At 57.7% G+C, this 16,241-nt stretch carries 12 protein-coding genes; 7 read left to right on the top strand and 5 right to left on the bottom strand.

Annotated features, from left to right (window positions below):
• Nucleotides 1–51: 51 nt before the first annotated feature.
• The 3 genes from feoA to feoC are packed head-to-tail and all read left to right on the top strand — an operon-like array spanning nt 52 to nt 2,878.
• Nucleotides 52–279, top strand: a complete 228-nt coding sequence (gene feoA, locus AC2T6E_RS20500) for a ferrous iron transporter A (protein WP_010436417.1) — start codon at nt 52–54, stop codon at nt 277–279.
• Nucleotides 280–308: 29 nt separating this feature from the next.
• Nucleotides 309–2,627 carry a Fe(2+) transporter permease subunit FeoB gene (feoB, locus tag AC2T6E_RS20495; RefSeq protein WP_260663308.1) on the top strand — a complete coding sequence of 773 codons (2,319 nt, stop codon included), beginning with the start codon at nt 309–311 and terminating at the stop codon, nt 2,625–2,627.
• Between the two features lie 11 nt (nt 2,628–2,638).
• Nucleotides 2,639–2,878: a [Fe-S]-dependent transcriptional repressor FeoC gene (feoC, locus tag AC2T6E_RS20490; RefSeq protein WP_108417712.1), complete on the top strand. Its 240-nt coding sequence runs from the start codon at nt 2,639–2,641 to the stop codon at nt 2,876–2,878.
• On the opposite strand, the gene bioH is transcribed toward feoC, so the two are convergent.
• On the bottom strand, nt 2,850–3,632 hold the full coding sequence (bioH, locus tag AC2T6E_RS20485; protein ID WP_108417711.1) for a pimeloyl-ACP methyl ester esterase BioH: 783 nt from the start codon (nt 3,630–3,632) through the stop codon (nt 2,850–2,852). The genes feoC and bioH overlap by 29 nt on opposite strands.
• Before the next feature lie 36 nt (nt 3,633–3,668).
• Between bioH and gntX the strand changes: the two genes are divergently transcribed.
• The 3 genes from gntX to gntT all read left to right on the top strand — a co-directional run bounded on the left by gntX (nt 3,669) and on the right by gntT (nt 6,672).
• The gene (gntX, locus tag AC2T6E_RS20480; RefSeq protein ID WP_174340025.1) at nt 3,669–4,352 is read left to right on the top strand and encodes a DNA utilization protein GntX; all 684 of its coding nucleotides are present in this window, start codon (nt 3,669–3,671) and stop codon (nt 4,350–4,352) included.
• 61 nt (nt 4,353–4,413) lie between these two features.
• Nucleotides 4,414–4,989: a Fe-S biogenesis protein NfuA gene (gene nfuA / locus AC2T6E_RS20475; protein ID WP_010436427.1), complete on the top strand. Its 576-nt coding sequence runs from the start codon at nt 4,414–4,416 to the stop codon at nt 4,987–4,989.
• Between the two features lie 366 nt (nt 4,990–5,355).
• Nucleotides 5,356–6,672, top strand: a complete 1,317-nt coding sequence (gene gntT, locus AC2T6E_RS20470) for a gluconate transporter (RefSeq protein WP_108417710.1) — start codon at nt 5,356–5,358, stop codon at nt 6,670–6,672.
• 86 nt (nt 6,673–6,758) lie between these two features.
• On the opposite strand, the gene malQ is transcribed toward gntT, so the two are convergent.
• Nucleotides 6,759–8,840, bottom strand: coding sequence for a 4-alpha-glucanotransferase (gene malQ, locus AC2T6E_RS20465; protein ID WP_010436431.1), 2,082 nt, complete (start codon nt 8,838–8,840; stop codon nt 6,759–6,761).
• A gap of 9 nt (nt 8,841–8,849) precedes the next feature.
• A complete protein-coding gene (malP, locus tag AC2T6E_RS20460; protein ID WP_108417708.1) occupies nt 8,850–11,243 on the bottom strand; it encodes a maltodextrin phosphorylase in 2,394 nt (797 codons plus the stop codon).
• A 574-nt stretch (nt 11,244–11,817) separates the two neighbouring features.
• On the opposite strand from malP, the gene malT reads away from it, so the two are divergent.
• A complete protein-coding gene (gene malT / locus AC2T6E_RS20455; RefSeq protein WP_486693059.1) occupies nt 11,818–14,523 on the top strand; it encodes an HTH-type transcriptional regulator MalT in 2,706 nt (901 codons plus the stop codon).
• A gap of 81 nt (nt 14,524–14,604) precedes the next feature.
• Here the strand turns inward: malT and AC2T6E_RS20450 are convergent, their stop codons facing one another.
• Both AC2T6E_RS20450 and glpG read right to left on the bottom strand, forming a co-directional pair.
• Nucleotides 14,605–15,363, bottom strand: coding sequence for a DeoR/GlpR family transcriptional regulator (locus AC2T6E_RS20450; RefSeq protein WP_008503060.1), 759 nt, complete (start codon nt 15,361–15,363; stop codon nt 14,605–14,607).
• A 16-nt stretch (nt 15,364–15,379) separates the two neighbouring features.
• Nucleotides 15,380–16,210, bottom strand: a complete 831-nt coding sequence (glpG, locus tag AC2T6E_RS20445; protein WP_325828775.1) for a rhomboid family intramembrane serine protease GlpG — start codon at nt 16,208–16,210, stop codon at nt 15,380–15,382.
• Nucleotides 16,211–16,241 lie beyond the last annotated feature (31 nt).

The following is a 16,241-nucleotide window of genomic DNA, read 5'->3' as shown; positions in this document are numbered from 1 at the left end:
CTCATTATCATCATTGTGTAGATTATTTAACCTCTCGTGGAATCAGGCGCTATGCAATTCACTCCAGACAGTGCATGGAAAATTACCGGTTTTACTCGTGAAATTAGCCCCGCCTATCGGCAAAAGCTCTTGTCACTCGGCATGCTACCCGGCTCGTCATTCCAGGTAGTACGCGTGGCCCCGCTGGGCGACCCCGTTCATATCGAAACCCGACGCGTCAATCTGGTACTGCGTAAGAAAGACCTCGCCTTAATTGAAGTCGAAGCGTTATCTCAATAACAAGCCAGCGGTTCAGTGAGTATATTACAATGAAAAAATTAACTATTGGCTTAATTGGCAATCCTAATTCCGGCAAGACAACCTTATTTAATCAGTTAACCGGTGCGCGCCAGCGCGTCGGCAACTGGGCAGGCGTGACGGTTGAACGCAAAGAAGGCCAGTTCACGACGACGGACAATCAGGTCACGCTGGTTGACCTGCCGGGCACCTATTCGCTCACCACGATTTCATCCCAGACCTCGCTCGATGAGCAGATCGCCTGCCACTATATTCTGAGCGGCGATGCGGATCTGCTCATCAACGTGGTGGATGCGTCCAACCTTGAGCGCAATCTCTATTTGACGCTGCAGCTGCTTGAGCTGGGTATTCCCTGCATCGTGGCGCTTAACATGCTCGATATCGCAGAGAAGCAGAAATTACGCATCGACGTCGATGCCCTCTCCGCCCGCCTGGGCTGCCCGGTGGTTCCGCTGGTCTCTACCCGCGGGCGCGGCATTGACGCCCTGAAGCTGGCCGTTGACCGCCACGCAGGTAACGCCGACGTTGAACTGGTGCACTACGCGCAGCCGCTGCTTCGCGAAGCCAGCCAGCTGGCGCAGGAGATGGACACCGCCATGCCTGCCAGACAGCGTCAATGGCTCGGCCTGCAGATGCTGGAAGGCGATATCTACAGCCGCGCCTATGCCGGTGACGCAGCAGATAAACTGGACGTGGCGCTGGCACGCCTGAGCGACGAGCTGGATGACCCGGCGCTGCACATCGCGGACGCGCGCTATCAGGCCATCGCCGCGATTTGCGACGTGGTCAGCAACGCCCTGACGGCGGAACCCAGCCGCTTTACCGCCGCCGTAGATAAGATTGTGCTCAACCGCTTCCTCGGTTTGCCCATCTTCCTGCTGGTGATGTACCTGATGTTCCTGCTTGCCATTAACATCGGCGGCGCGCTCCAGCCTGTCTTTGACGCCGGTTCCGTCGCGATATTCGTGCACGGTATCCAGTGGCTGGGCTACACCCTGCACTTCCCGGAATGGCTAACTATCTTCCTCGCCCAGGGGATTGGCGGCGGTATCAACACCGTGCTGCCGCTGGTGCCGCAGATCGGCATGATGTATCTGTTCCTCTCCTTCCTTGAAGACTCCGGCTATATGGCTCGCGCGGCGTTCGTGATGGATCGCCTGATGCAGGCGCTGGGGCTGCCGGGTAAATCCTTCGTGCCGCTGATCGTTGGCTTCGGCTGCAACGTGCCGTCGGTGATGGGTGCACGTACGCTTGATGCGCCGCGCGAGCGGCTGATGACCATCATGATGGCGCCATTTATGTCATGCGGCGCGCGCCTGGCCATCTTTGCGGTCTTTGCCGCCGCTTTCTTTGGTCAGCAGGGCGCGCTGGCGGTCTTCTCGCTGTACGTGCTCGGCATCGTGATGGCAATCCTGACCGGTCTGATGCTGAAGCACACCATTATGCGCGGTGAAGCGTCACCGTTTGTGATGGAGCTGCCGGTTTACCACGTACCGCATTTGAAGAGCCTGGCGATCCAGACCTGGCAGCGCCTGAAAGGCTTCGTGCTGCGCGCCGGTAAAGTGATTGTCATCGTCAGTATCTTCCTGAGCGCGCTGAACAGCTTCACGTTGAGCGGTCAGGCGGCAGATAACATCAACGACTCTGCCCTCGCCTCCGTCAGCCGCGTCATCACGCCGGTCTTCAAACCGATTGGCGTGCAGGAGGATAACTGGCAGGCGACCGTTGGCCTGTTCACCGGCGCAATGGCGAAAGAGGTGGTTGTCGGGACGCTGAACACGCTCTACACCGCAGAGAACATTCAGGAGCAAGAGTTCAATCCGGCAGAGTTTCACCTCGGCGACGAACTGCTGGGTGCCGTTGAGGAAACCTGGCAGAGCCTGAAAGACACCTTCAGCCTGAGCGTGCTGGCGAATCCGATTGAGGCCAGCAAAGGCGACGGCGAAATGGCGACCGGCGCCATGGGCGTGATGAGCGAGAAATTCGGCAGTGCGTCAGCGGCCTACAGCTACCTCATCTTCGTGTTGCTGTACATTCCGTGCATCTCGGTAATGGGGGCGATTGCCCGTGAGTCCAGCCGCGGCTGGATGGGCTTCTCCATTCTGTGGGGGCTGAATATCGCTTACTCCCTGGCGACGGTGTTCTATCAGACCGTTAACTTCAGCCAGCACCCGCGTTACAGCCTGGTCTGCATCCTGGCGGTGATCCTGTTTAACGTGATGGTGATGGGCCTGCTGCGCCGGGCGCGGAGCCGCGTTGATATCAACCTGCTGGCGACGCGTAAAACGCCGACCTCCTGCTGCAACAGCCCGGCTGGCGACTGTCACTAAGGGGCAAACAGATGGCATCGTTGATTCAGGTTCGTGATTTACTGGCGTTACAGGGGCGCATGGAGGCAACGCAGCTAAGCCTCAGCCTGCATACGCCCCAGCCGATGATCGATGCCATGCTGGAAAGACTCGAAGCGATGGGAAAAGCCGTGCGCATTCAGGAAGAGCCGGACGGTTGTTTGTCCGGCAGCTGTAAACGTTGCCCGGAAGGGAAAGCCTGCCTCAGGGAGTGGTGGGCACTGCGCGAATAAAGCCGGACAGCGCCGAACAAAACTCGCCAGGGTGCGAGATAAACGGCGCGTGTGCCGCTTTAGCGACCACCAGCGATTGGCTCTCCGGCCACAGATCATCCAGCAGCGGAACCACCTTGCGCGGCACCAGCCCGTCCAGATAACCATAAATACGCAGATGCGGGACCGCCAGCGACGCCAGCGGTTCACGCAGATCGACCGTTTTCAGGATCTCAAGCCCCCCGTTAAGCACCTCAACGTCAGGCATCGGCAGCGAGAGCACGGTCTGCTTCAGCGTGCGCGCATCCTGACGCGCGGTTTCTGTTCCCATCGTCTGCAGCGCGAGAAAACGTTCCACCGTCCGCTGGAAGTCTTCGCTTAGCTGCTGCTGGAACCCGGCCAGCACTTCAGGCTTGATACCCGGCCACGCATCCTGCGCGCTAAAACTCGGGGACGAGGCCACGGTAACCAGCGCGCTCACGCGCCCGGGGTTATCCAGCGCAATTTTGCTTGCCACCAGCCCACCCAGGCTCCAGCCCAGCCAGACGGCGTTTTGCGGCGCGGCATCCAGAACCTGCTGCGCCATCTCATCAAGCGACATCGCGCCAAAGCCACGGCTGCGGCCATAGCCCGGCAAATCCACCAGATGCAGCGTAAATTGCGAGGCGAGTTCCTCACTTACGCAACGCCACACTTCCGCATTCAGTCCCCATCCGTGCAGCAGCACAAGATGACAATTTCCCGTCCCGACGGTCTGCCACCACAGCGTCTTCATCAGCTATCGTTCTCTTTTTTTACATGGAGGTTGCCTATGCTAACAGTGCCCGGCTTGTGCTGGCTATGCCGAATGCCGCTTGCGCTCAGCGCGTGGGGGATGTGTTCCGTCTGTACCCGCTCGCTGGAAGGACGAATCGCCGGGTGTCCGCAGTGTGGGTTACCGGCGGTCAGCCTGGCGATCCCCTGCGGTCGCTGCCTAAAAAAAGCGCCGCCGTGGCAAGCGCTTGTGGCGGTGGATAATTATGTTCCGCCGCTCAGTTCACTTATCCACGCACTGAAGTTTTCCCACCAAAGCGTACTGGCGACGCCTCTTGCCCGCTTGCTGCTTCTCGCCGTGTTGCAGGCACGACGAACGCGCGCGCTGCCGCGGGTCGACATGCTGATGAATGTCCCCCTGCACCACCGTCGCCACTGGCGGCGCGGCTATAACCAAAGCGACCTGCTCTGTCGTCCGCTCGCCCGCTGGCTCGGATGCCGTTACGCTGCCTCAGCGCTCAGGCGCGTGCAGGCAACCGCAATACAGCATCAGCTCAGCGCCCGGCTTCGCAAAAGAAACCTGAAAAATGCCTTTCGCCTTGAATTGCCGGTTCACGGCCTCCATATCGCGCTTGTGGATGATGTCGTCACCACGGGCAGTACCGTTGCTGAACTTTCCCGACTGCTTTTGCAAAGCGGCGCCGCGTCGGTTCAGGTATGGTGTCTGTGCCGTACCTTGTAGCCCTTCTTCAATGGGCGTATGATTATACCCAGGTAATTTAGTCAACTATTAGGCCAAAGCTATGATCCGTATTTCCGATTCTGCACAAGCGCACTTTGCCAAATTGCTGGCAAATCAGGAAGAAGGGACGCAGATCCGCGTGTTTGTGATCAATCCAGGCACTCCGAATGCAGAATGTGGTGTCTCGTATTGTCCTCCGGACGCTGTGGAAGCAACTGACACCGCCCTTAAATTTGAACAGCTCACCGCGTACGTCGATGAACTGAGCGCGCCGTATCTTGACGATGCGGAAATCGACTTTGTCACCGACCAGCTGGGCTCTCAGCTGACCCTGAAAGCACCGAACGCGAAAATGCGTAAAGTGTCTGACGATGCCCCGCTGATGGAGCGCGTTGAGTATCTGCTGCAATCGCAGATCAACCCACAGCTGGCAGGACACGGTGGCCGTGTAACCCTGATGGAAATCACGGAAGACGGTCTGGCGATCCTGCAGTTCGGCGGCGGCTGTAACGGCTGTTCTATGGTCGATGTGACCCTGAAGGAAGGGATCGAGAAGCAGCTGCTGAACGAATTCCCGGAACTGAAAGGCGTGCGCGATCTGACCGAGCACCAGCGCGGCGAGCACTCTTACTACTAATTCAGTACCCGTCTGTCTTGCCCGGTGGCGCTGCGCTTACCGGGCCTACAAAACAGTTACTGCATCCGAATCGTAGGCCGGGTAAGGCGAAGCCGCCACCCGGCTTTTGTTTTCCCGCAGCCCCCCCTCTATATGTTGACCTGCGTCTCATAATTCAAATTTAGCCTCCCAGGGTGATTCTCAATCACATCATGTTACCCGTATCATTCTCGTGGGCACTCAACACCCTTATAACAGCCGACTAAACTTAATGGTTTCGCAGGCATCAGTATGAGTGCCGTTAACGCTCTGTTCCCAGTTGGGACAATCGGAATTTGTCGTTGAAACAATGACGTTACCCATAACAATTCAAAGGCCAGGTAAATCATGCCATTAGTCATCGTCGCTATCGGTGTTGTGTTATTACTGCTCTTGATGATCCGTTTCAAAATGAACGGATTTATCGCTTTGGTTCTGGTGGCACTTGCAGTCGGTCTGATGCAAGGGATGCCGCTGGTGAAAGTCATCAGCTCGATCAAAGCCGGTGTCGGCGGTACGCTCGGCAGCCTGGCGTTGATCATGGGCTTCGGCGCCATGCTCGGCAAAATGCTGGCGGACTGCGGGGGTGCGCAGCGTATCGCCACCACGCTGATTGCCAAATTCGGCAAGAAAAACATCCAGTGGGCAGTGGTGTTAACCGGTTTTACCGTCGGTTTCGCACTGTTCTATGAAGTGGGCTTCGTGCTGATGCTGCCGCTGGTGTTCACCATCGCGGCTGCGGCAAACATCCCGCTGCTGTATGTCGGTGTGCCAATGGCTGCGGCGCTGTCCGTGACCCACGGCTTCCTGCCGCCGCACCCGGGTCCAACCGCTATCGCCACCATCTTCCACGCGGATATGGGTAAAACCCTGCTGTTCGGTACGATTCTGGCAATCCCAACCGTGATTCTGGCAGGCCCGGTTTATGCGCGCTTCCTGAAAGGCATTGATAAGCCGATTCCTGAAGGTCTGTACAGCGCCAAAACCTTCACCGAAGAAGAGATGCCTGGCTTTGGCGTCAGCGTCTGGACTTCTCTGGTACCGGTGATCCTGATGGCGATGCGTGCCGTGGCGGAGATGATCCTGCCAAAAGGTCACGCGTTCCTGGCGGTTGCGGAATTCCTCGGTGACCCGGTGATGGCAACGCTGATTGCGGTGCTGATCGCGATGTTCACCTTCGGTCTGAACCGCGGTCGTTCAATGGATCAGATCAACGACACGCTGACCTCTTCCATCAAAATCATTGCCATGATGCTCCTGATCATCGGCGGTGGCGGCGCATTCAAGCAGGTTCTGGTCGACAGCGGCGTGGACAAATACATCGCTGCCATGATGCATGAAACCAACGTGTCGCCGCTCCTGATGGCCTGGTCTATTGCTGCCGTGCTGCGTATTGCGCTGGGTTCTGCAACCGTTGCGGCGATCACCGCAGGCGGTATCGTTGCCCCGCTGATTGCGACCACGGGCGTAAGTCCTGAGCTGATGGTTATCGCGGTCGGTTCCGGTAGCGTGATTTTCTCTCACGTGAACGATCCGGGCTTCTGGCTATTCAAGGAGTACTTCAACCTGACGATCGGTGAAACCATCAAGTCCTGGTCCGCGCTGGAAACCATTATTTCGGTGTGCGGTCTGGTCGGGGTGCTGCTGTTGAATATGGTGGTTTGATGTAAAAAAGCCGGGTGGCGCTGACGCTTACCCGGCCTACATTCTATTCCCTCTCCCTCTGGGAGAGGGTTAGGGTGAGGGTGAAACTACCGCTTCTTACCCACCGCTCTTCTGCGCTTGTCCAAATCCTTAATCAGCCTGTTCACCCCGTCATCGGCAAACATCTTCTCAAGCGTTGTGGACAGCTTGCGACGCCAGTTCTTGTACTGATAGCTGGTGCCCGGGATGTTCACCGGCTCCGCCATATCAATCCAGTCTTCCGGCTGCAGGCCCAGCAGAGCGCTGTTGCTGTCGGCAATATAGCGCTGCAAACCACGGTTAAGCGTGGAGGTCATCGACATCAACGACGCCTTATGCCCGGCGCGTTTCGGCAGACAGCCATGCTTGTGCAGCGCATCCAGCAGCCCCTGTTTGGAAAGTTCGCGATCCTGATACAGGCCGCGCAGAACCTCTTCATCAGGATAGAGTCCCAGCGTTTTGCCGAGCGTCAGGTCGCCGCTTTCCCAATAGCCACGAAGCGTAGGAAGGTCATGCGTCGTCGCGACTGCCATTGACTGTTCAGGGTACGCTTTCGGCGCGCGGAAGGTTTTCTCATGGTCGTTTTCAAAATAGAGCACTTTGTAGGAGTAGACGCCGCTGTCGCGGAGCTTACTGACAATTTCCACCGGCACGGTACCGAGATCTTCACCGATCACCATGCACTGGTGTCGCTTACTTTCCAGCGCCAGGATCGACAGCAGATCGTCAACCGGGTACTGCACGTACGCCCCGTGATCGGCCGTTTCACCGTACGGGATCCACCACAGGCGCAGCACGGACATCACGTGGTCGATACGCAGCGCCCCGCAGTTCTGCATGTTCGCGCGCAGCAGGTCGATAAACGGCTCGTAGGCGCGCGCCGCCATCACGTGCGGATCCATCGGCGGCAAGCCCCAGTTCTGGCCGAGCGGGCCAAGGATATCCGGCGGCGCGCCGACGGAGGCTTTCAGACAGTAAAGCTCGCGGTCACACCAGGTTTCCGCACCGCCTTCCGCCACGCCGACGGCCAGGTCACGATACAGGCCAATCGGCATCTTGTAGCCCTGGCTCACCTGCCAGCAGGCGGCAAACTGGCTGTACGCCAGCCACTGCAGCCACAGATAGAAGTCCACCTCGTCAGCGTATTTTTTGCAGAAGGCTTTCACTTCAGGCGTGTCGACGGTCTGATACGCTTCCGGCCAGACCGGCCAGCCCCAGCGCATTTCGTCCTCTTTCACCTGATACGCGTGCAGCGCATCAAACGCCGCCTGCCAGTACAGGCTCTCGCCCTCCTGGGTGACAAACTGACGGAAGGCCGTCATCTGCTCGTCATCGCGCTTCGCAAAATCTTTCCATGCCAGACGCAGTGCCGCCATTTTCAACGCGGTGACGGTGGCGTAGTCCACCCAGTCTGCGTCGCGCGCCTGCTTCAGCGCGTGCTGCGTGGTACTGAGGTTCCACCAAGCCTGCGCCTCTTTGCTGTTTTTGAAGTCATCTAACGCGTTAACGTCGATGTAAATCACGTTCAGCCAGCGACGGGACGACGGGCTATACGGGCTGGCGCTTTCCGGGTTCGCCGGATAAAGCGCATGGATCGGGTTGAGGCCGATGAACGCGCCGCCGCGCTCGCCCACATCCACCAGCATCTTTTTCAGGTCGCCAAAATCACCGATGCCCCAGTTGTTGTCCGAACGCAGGGTGTAGAGCTGCACGCAGGCGCCCCACAGCTTTTTGCCTTCGAGCAACGCCTGCGGCTCGTAGCAGCGTTTTGGCGCGACGATCACCCGGCAGTGGAAACGCAGGTCATCCTGGGTGAGCGTTAAGGTGTGATAGCCCTCCGGCAACTTCGCCGGAAGGTTGAGCGTTTTGCCGCCGGTGGCGTGGCCTTTGTGCTGATGCCCCTCTTCGGTGGTAAGCAGCCAGCTAAACTCGCCGCGCCCCTCCACCGCCAGCGGCATCTTTTTGCCTGCGGTGAATACCTTCACGTTCGGCACCGGCGCAACCGACGCTTTCGCGTCGGCTTTGTGCATGGCATCCAGCAAACGTCTTTTGGTGTCGGCGCCAATAGACTGCGGTTTGCCGTGCGCATTGATGTAACTGAGGCTGATCCCCGCCGCCTGCGCGGCACTGTCCAGACGTTTACTCTCCATCGCGCTTCCTTAGCGTTTTGCCTGCCAGATACGGGCCTGATAATCACGGATTGAACGGTCAGAGCTGAACATGCCGCAGCGGGCGGTGTTCAGGATGCACGCGCGGGTCCACGCTTCCTGGTCGCGATACAGCACGTCGACTTGTTTTTGCGCTTCAACGTAGGCCGTGAAGTCCGCCATCACCAGATACGGGTCACCGCCGTGTTTGTCCATGCTGTGCAGCATCTGGTCAAACGCGTGCTTGTCGCCGTCGCTGTATTTGCCGCTCTCCAGCTCTTTCAGCACCGCGTCCAGCACTTTGTCTTTCTTACGCCATTTCACCGGGTCGTAGCCTTTGGCCTTGATGGCTTTCACCTCTTCCACGGTATGGCCGAAGATGAAGATATTCTCTTCACCGACCTTCTCGGCGATTTCGACGTTTGCTCCGTCGAGCGTACCGACGGTCAGCGCGCCGTTCAGCGCCAGCTTCATGTTGCCGGTACCGGACGCTTCTTTACCGGCGGTAGAGATCTGCTCGGAGATATCCGCCGCTGGGATCAGCATTTCAGCCGCCGAGACGCAGTAATCCGGCAGGAACACCACCTTCAGCTTGTCGCCCACTTTCGGATCGCTGTTGATCGCCGCCGCCACTTTGTTGATGGCGAGGATAATGTTTTTCGCCAGGTAGTAGCCCGGTGCCGCTTTCGCACCGAACAGGAACACGCGCGGCACGCGGTCGGCCTGCGGGTTCTCGCGGATCTCTTTGTACAGCGCCAGAATGTGCAGCAGGTTCAGGTGCTGACGCTTGTACTCGTGCAGGCGTTTGATCTGGATATCGAAAATCGCATTCGGGTTGATCTCAATCCCGGTACGCACTTTCACAAACTCCGCCAGGCGAACCTTGTTCTCCAGCTTGATCGCGCGGTACTGCTCGCGGAACTTCGCATCGTCGGCGTATTTTTCCAGGTTGATGAGCTGGTCCAGATCGTTGGCCCACTCTTTCTTCAGGATCCTGTCCAGCAGGCCAGCCAGCAGCGGGTTGCACTGCTTGATCCAGCGACGCGGCGTGATGCCGTTGGTCACGTTGTGGAATTTGGTCGGCCACAGCTGGTGGTATTCCGGGAACAGATCTTTGACCACCAGATCCGAGTGCAGCGCGGCCACGCCGTTAACGGCAAAGCCGCTTACCACGCACATGTTCGCCATGCGCACCTGCTTATCGTGCACCACCGCCAGCTTCGCCCAGACCGCTTTGTTGCCCGGCCAGGTTTTATCAACCAGCGTTTTAAACTGGTCGTTAATCTTGTTGATGATCTGCATATGACGCGGCAGCAGCGTTTTCACCAGCTTCTCATCCCAGCACTCCAGCGCTTCCGGCATCAGGGTGTGGTTGGTGTAAGCAAAGGTACGGCTGGTGATGGCCCAGGCGTCGTCCCAGCTCAGCTGATGTTCGTCGATCAGCACGCGCAGCAGTTCCGGGATGGCAATGGTCGGGTGCGTGTCGTTGAGCTGAATCACTTCGAAGTCCGGCAGCTGCGCCAGCTTGCGGCCCGCCAGGTGATGGCGACGCAGAATGTCCGCCACGGAGCAGGCGCACTGGAAGTACTGCTGCATCAGGCGCAGCTTTTTACCCGCCAGGTGGTTGTCGTTCGGGTAGAGCACTTTGGTCAGCTTCTCGGCGTCGATACCCTGCTGCTCGGCGCGCAGGAAATCGCCGTCGTTGAATTTGGTCAGGTTAAACGGATGCGCATGCTTCGCCTGCCACAGACGCAGCGGCTGCGCCACGCCGTTACGGTAGCCGAGCACCGGCAGATCCCAGGCTTCACCGGTAAGGGTGAACGCCGGTTCCCAGAGTCCCTGCTTAGTGACTTTCCCGCCAATGCTGACCTGCACATCGAGCTGCGCGTTGTGGCGGAACCACGGATAGGTGTTGCGATGCCAGTCGTCCGGCGCTTCCATCTGATGCCCGTCGGCAAACGACTGACGGAACAGGCCATACTGATAGTTCAGACCATAGCCAATCGCGGACTGACCAACGGTTGCCATAGAGTCAAGGAAGCAGGCCGCCAGGCGACCCAGACCACCATTCCCCAGCGCCGGGTCGGTCTCTTCTTCCAGCAGGTCGGTCAGATTAATGTCGTGTTCTTTCAGCACATCGCCGACGTCCTGATACCAGCCGAGGTTCAGCAGGTTGTTGCCGGTCAGGCGGCCAATCAGGAATTCCATCGAGATATAGTTCACGTGACGCTGGCCCTTAACAGGCTTCGCCACCGGTTGAGCATCCAGTTGCTCTGCGAGCGCACCGCTCACCGCCTGCCACCACTGGTGAGGCGTCATCTCGTTTGCAGCACGAAGGCCAAAACGCTGCCACTGACGCGTCAGGGCAGCCTGGAATTGAGCTTTGTTGAAGGTAGGCTGTGACATAGGGAATTGGCATCCTGTAGAAAGAAAACACATGTTGGCGCTAGTGTGCCTGGCTCATTCCGCCTCTTCCTCCTCCTGTGGGGGATTAGACAGGGAGGAGTAGCGGGGATGAGCATAAAAGTGTGATCGAGGCCACTCTGTAAGTGTGCACGGCGGGAGAAAAGATATCCTGGAAGAGTGTCAAAAAAATGAAATGCAGTTTCGTAAGAAATTATTCCTCGCGGAAATGATTACTTACGTACAATAATATTTCTGCAATCGGGTAATAACTAAGGCGATTATTAATTCCCCTTAACTTTACCAGCAGTATATTAAATTTAACGTCACTATCCCTTTCTGAAACCAGTTTCAGCGCAGCCGCAACACAACCATACAAGCCAGCATTGACGGGGCATCAAAGACCTTTCCAGAAAGTTCCATCATCTGCCTGAATGTTTTGTGACAGAGTGCAAATTCACAGCCACCAAATCCAGACATAACTTGCAATAGTTAACTTATTGGCCGACCTTATATCCATTAATTACGAAGCGCAAAAAAAATAAAATCTCTCGTTCCCCACAGTGAAGTGAAACCTATGTTGATTCCGTCTAAATTAAGTCGCCCGGTTCGTCTTGACCATACAGTGGTCCGCGAGCGTCTGCTGGCTAAACTTTCCGGCGCGCATAATTTCCGACTGGCGCTGGTTACGAGTCCTGCAGGTTATGGAAAAACAACGCTCATTTCGCAATGGGCCGCAGGTAAGAGCGATCTCGGCTGGTACTCCCTTGATGAGGGCGATAACCAGCAGGAGCGTTTTGCCAGCTATTTGATTGCCGCCATTCAACAGGCCACTAACGGACACTGTGTCGCCAGTGAGGTGATGGTGCAAAAACGCCAGTACGCCAGCCTGTCTTCCCTTTTCTCACAGCTGTTTATCGAACTGGCCGAATGGCATCGTCCGCTTTATGTGGTGATTGATGACTATCATCTGATCACAAACCCGGTGATCCACGAGTCGATGCGCTTCTTCCTGCGCCATCAGCCGGAAAACCTGACCTTAGTTGTCTTGTCGCGTAACCTGCCGCAGTTGGGTATTGCCAACCTGCGCGTGCGCGATCAGCTTCTCGAAGTGGGCAGCCAGCAGCTGGCCTTCACCCACCAGGAAGCGAAACAGTTCTTTGACTGCCGCCTGACCTCACCGATTGAGGCCGCCGAAAGCAGCCGCCTGTGTGATGATGTCGCGGGCTGGGCCACGGCGCTGCAGCTGATCGCGCTCTCTGCCCGGCAAAACAACAGTCCGGCGCATCAGTCTGCGCGGCGTTTGGCGGGCATCAACGCCAGCCACCTTTCTGATTATCTGGTGGATGAGGTGCTGGACAGCGTCGATCCCTCCACCCGTAATTTTTTGCTGAAGAGCTCCCTGCTGCGTTCCATGAACGATGCGCTGATCGTGTGCGTCACCGGCTGTGAGAACGGCCAGCTACAGCTTGAAGAGATTGAACGTCAGGGGCTGTTTCTGACGCGCATGGACGACCCCGGCGAGTGGTTTAGCTATCACCCGCTGTTTGGCAGCTTCCTGCGCCAGCGCTGCCAATGGGAACTGGCGGTTGAACTGCCGGAAATTCACCGCGCCGCAGCCGAAAGCTGGATGGCACAAGGCTTCCCGAGCGAGGCCATCCACCACGCGCTGGCCGCCGGTGATGCCAGCATGCTGCGCGATATCCTCCTCAACCATGCATGGGGCCTGTTCAACCACAGCGAGCTGACGCTGCTTGAAGAGTCGTTAAAAGCGCTGCCGTGGGAAAGCCTGCTGGAGAACCCGCGTCTGGTGCTGCTTCAGGCCTGGCTGATGCAGAGCCAGCATCGCTACAGCGAAGTTAACACCCTGCTGGCGCGCGCCGAGCAGGAGATGGAAAGCGAAATGGATGCCACCCTGCACGGCGAGTTCAACGCCCTGCGCGCTCAGGTGGCCATTAACGACGGCGACCCGGACGAAGCTGAACGGCTGGCAATGGTCGCGCTGGATGAACTTCCGCTGGCTAACTTCTACAGCCGCATCGTTGCGACCTCGGTGCACGGCGAAGTGCTGCACTGCAAAGGCGACCTCACCCGTTCGCTTTCACTGATGCAGCAAACCGAGCAGATGGCACGTCGGCACGACGTCTGGCACTACGCGCTGTGGAGCCTGATCCAACAGAGCGAGATTTTATTTGCGCAGGGGTTCCTGCAGGCCGCCTGGGAAAATCAGGAAAAAGCGTTCCAGCTGATTCGTGAACAGCATCTGGAACAGCTGCCGATGCATGAGTTCCTGTTGCGTATTCGCGCTCAGCTGCTGTGGGCATGGTCACGTCTGGATGAGGCCGAAAGCTGCGCCCGTCAGGGTGTAGACGTACTCTCCAGCTTCCAGCCGCAGCAGCAGCTGCAGTGTCTGGCGCTGCTGGTCCAGTGTTCGCTGGCGCGTGGGGATCTGGATAATGCCCGCAACCACCTTAACCGCCTGGAGAACCTGCTCGGCAACGGTCAGTACCACAGCGACTGGGTATCAAACGCCGATAAGGTTCGGGTGATTTACTGGCAGATGATCGGCGATAAAAAGTCCGCCGCCAACTGGCTGCGTCAAACGCCGAAACCGGAATTTGCTAACAACCACTTCCTGCAGAGCCAGTGGCGGAATATTGCCCGCGCGCAGATCCTGCTGGGTGAGTTTGAACCGGCTGAGATCGTGCTGGAGGAGTTAAACGAAAACGCGCGCAGCCTGCGGCTGATGAGCGACCTGAACCGCAACCTGCTGCTGCTGAACCAGCTCTACTGGCAGGCCGGGCGTAAAAATGACGCCCAGCGCGTGCTGCTGGAAGCGCTACAGCTGGCTAACCGCACCGGGTTTGTCAGCCACTTTGTCATTGAAGGCGAAGTCATGGCGCAGCAGCTGCGCCAGCTTATTCAGCTCAATACGCTGCCGGAACTGGATCAGCATCGCGCTCAGCGTATTCTGCGCGAGATTAACCAGCACCATCGCCATAAGTTCGCGCATTTCGATGAGAACTTTGTAGAACGTCTGCTGAACCACCCGGAAGTCCCGGAACTTATCCGCACCAGCCCGCTCACTCAGCGTGAATGGCAGGTTCTCGGACTGATTTATTCCGGCTACAGCAACGAGCAGATTGCCGGCGAGCTGGCGGTGGCGGCGACCACCATCAAAACGCATATCCGCAATTTGTATCAGAAGCTGGGTGTGGCGCATCGCCAGGATGCGGTGCAGCATGCGCAGCAATTGTTGAAGATGATGGGGTACGGCGTGTAATTCATTGCCCGGCGGCGCTACGCTTGCACGGGCCTACGGGTTTTGTAGGTCGGGTAAGCGCAGCGCCACCCGACACAACTTCTAGCACAGTTCCAGCTGCAAATTATTATCTTTAATCACCTGCATCACGCCCGCTGGCGGCATCACGTCGGTATAAACCGCATCCACCATGCTGATGCTGCCCATGTTCACCATCGCGTTACGGCCAAACTTGGAATGGTCTACCACCAGCATCACGTGGCGTGAGTTTTCAATAATCGCGCGCTTGGTGCGCACTTCGTGATAATCAAACTCCAGCAGCGAGCCGTCGCTGTCGATGCCGCTGATCCCCAGAATGCCAAAGTCGAGGCGGAACTGGGAGATAAAATCGAGCGTCGCTTCGCCAATAATCCCGCCGTCGCGGCTGCGCAGTTCGCCGCCCGCGAGGATGATGCGGAAATCGTCTTTCTGCATCAGGGTATTGGCCACGTTCAGGTTGTTCGTCACCACGCGCAGGTTCTCGTGATCCAGCAGCGCATGGGCTACCGCTTCCGGCGTGGTGCCGATATCAATAAACAGCGTCGCCCCGTTTGGGATCTGGCTGGCGACCTTGCGGGCAATCCGCTCTTTCTCTGCCGTCTGCGTGGCTTTACGGTCATGCCAGGAGGTATTGACCGAGCTGGACGGTAGCGCCGCCCCGCCGTGGTGGCGCAGAATGCGGTTCTGATCGGCCAGGTCGTTCAGGTCACGACGGATGGTTTGTGGACTGACGGCAAACTGCTCCACCAGCTCTTCGGTGCTGACGTATCCCTGTTTTTTAACCAGTTCGATAATGGCGTCATGACGTTGTGTTTGTTTCATCAATTATCCCTGAAAATTATGTTCGTTTTCGCGCATGGAGCGTGTCGGCGAAGGCCATCGCCAGCCCCACGGCCAGCCCGGTGACGTGCGCACCGTTGGCGATAGACATACCAAACAGATCAAACCATCCGGCAATTAGCCATATTAACGCAAAGGTTATCAAACCGCGTTGCAGATAGATGCCGCTTTCAGGGTCGCGTTCACCTCTGAGCCAGGCATAGCCCATCAGGGCGTACACCACGCCTGACAATCCGCCAAACCACGGGCCGCTGAATTTATGCTGCACATAGCCGCTCAGCAGGGCGCTAATAATGGTGATAACGATCAGCTTGCCGCTGCCGAGCCGCTTCTCCACGATACCGCCGAGATACCACCACCACAGCAGGTTAAAGAGGATGTGCATCACCGAGAAGTGCATCAGCGCGTGGGTAAAGTAGCGCCAGACGTCAAACTGCAGCGACGGATCGTACGGCCACGCCAGGGCAATCATTACGCTCTGGTCGCCCACCACGTTCATGATAATGAAGACGATAATGCAGGCCGCCATCAGCAGCAGCGTAAACGGCCCTGCGCGTTCGCGGATGGTGGCAAGGAAGGGAAAACGACTGTAGTGCAACCCGCTGCCGGTGTGGCCGGATTGCCAGCTTGCCGCCAGATAGCGCGGATCGCCAGGGTTCTCAAGGAAACGCGCCAGTTCTTCATTTACGCGCGCGGCCTGGCTTTCGTCGGCCAGCCAAACGTCGGTCTGGTTATGTTGCTGAATGGTCAGGATAACGCCCTGCGTCGCCATATAGTCGACAAACGCCTGGGCGACGCGCGGGTTGGTAAAGGAGGTAATCATCAACATGGGCGACGGTCGCTTATTTCCACACAAAAGG

It is taken from the genome of Enterobacter sp. B79-1 (assembly GCF_057444735.1).
This window is presented reverse-complemented; position numbering and strand designations above follow the sequence as displayed.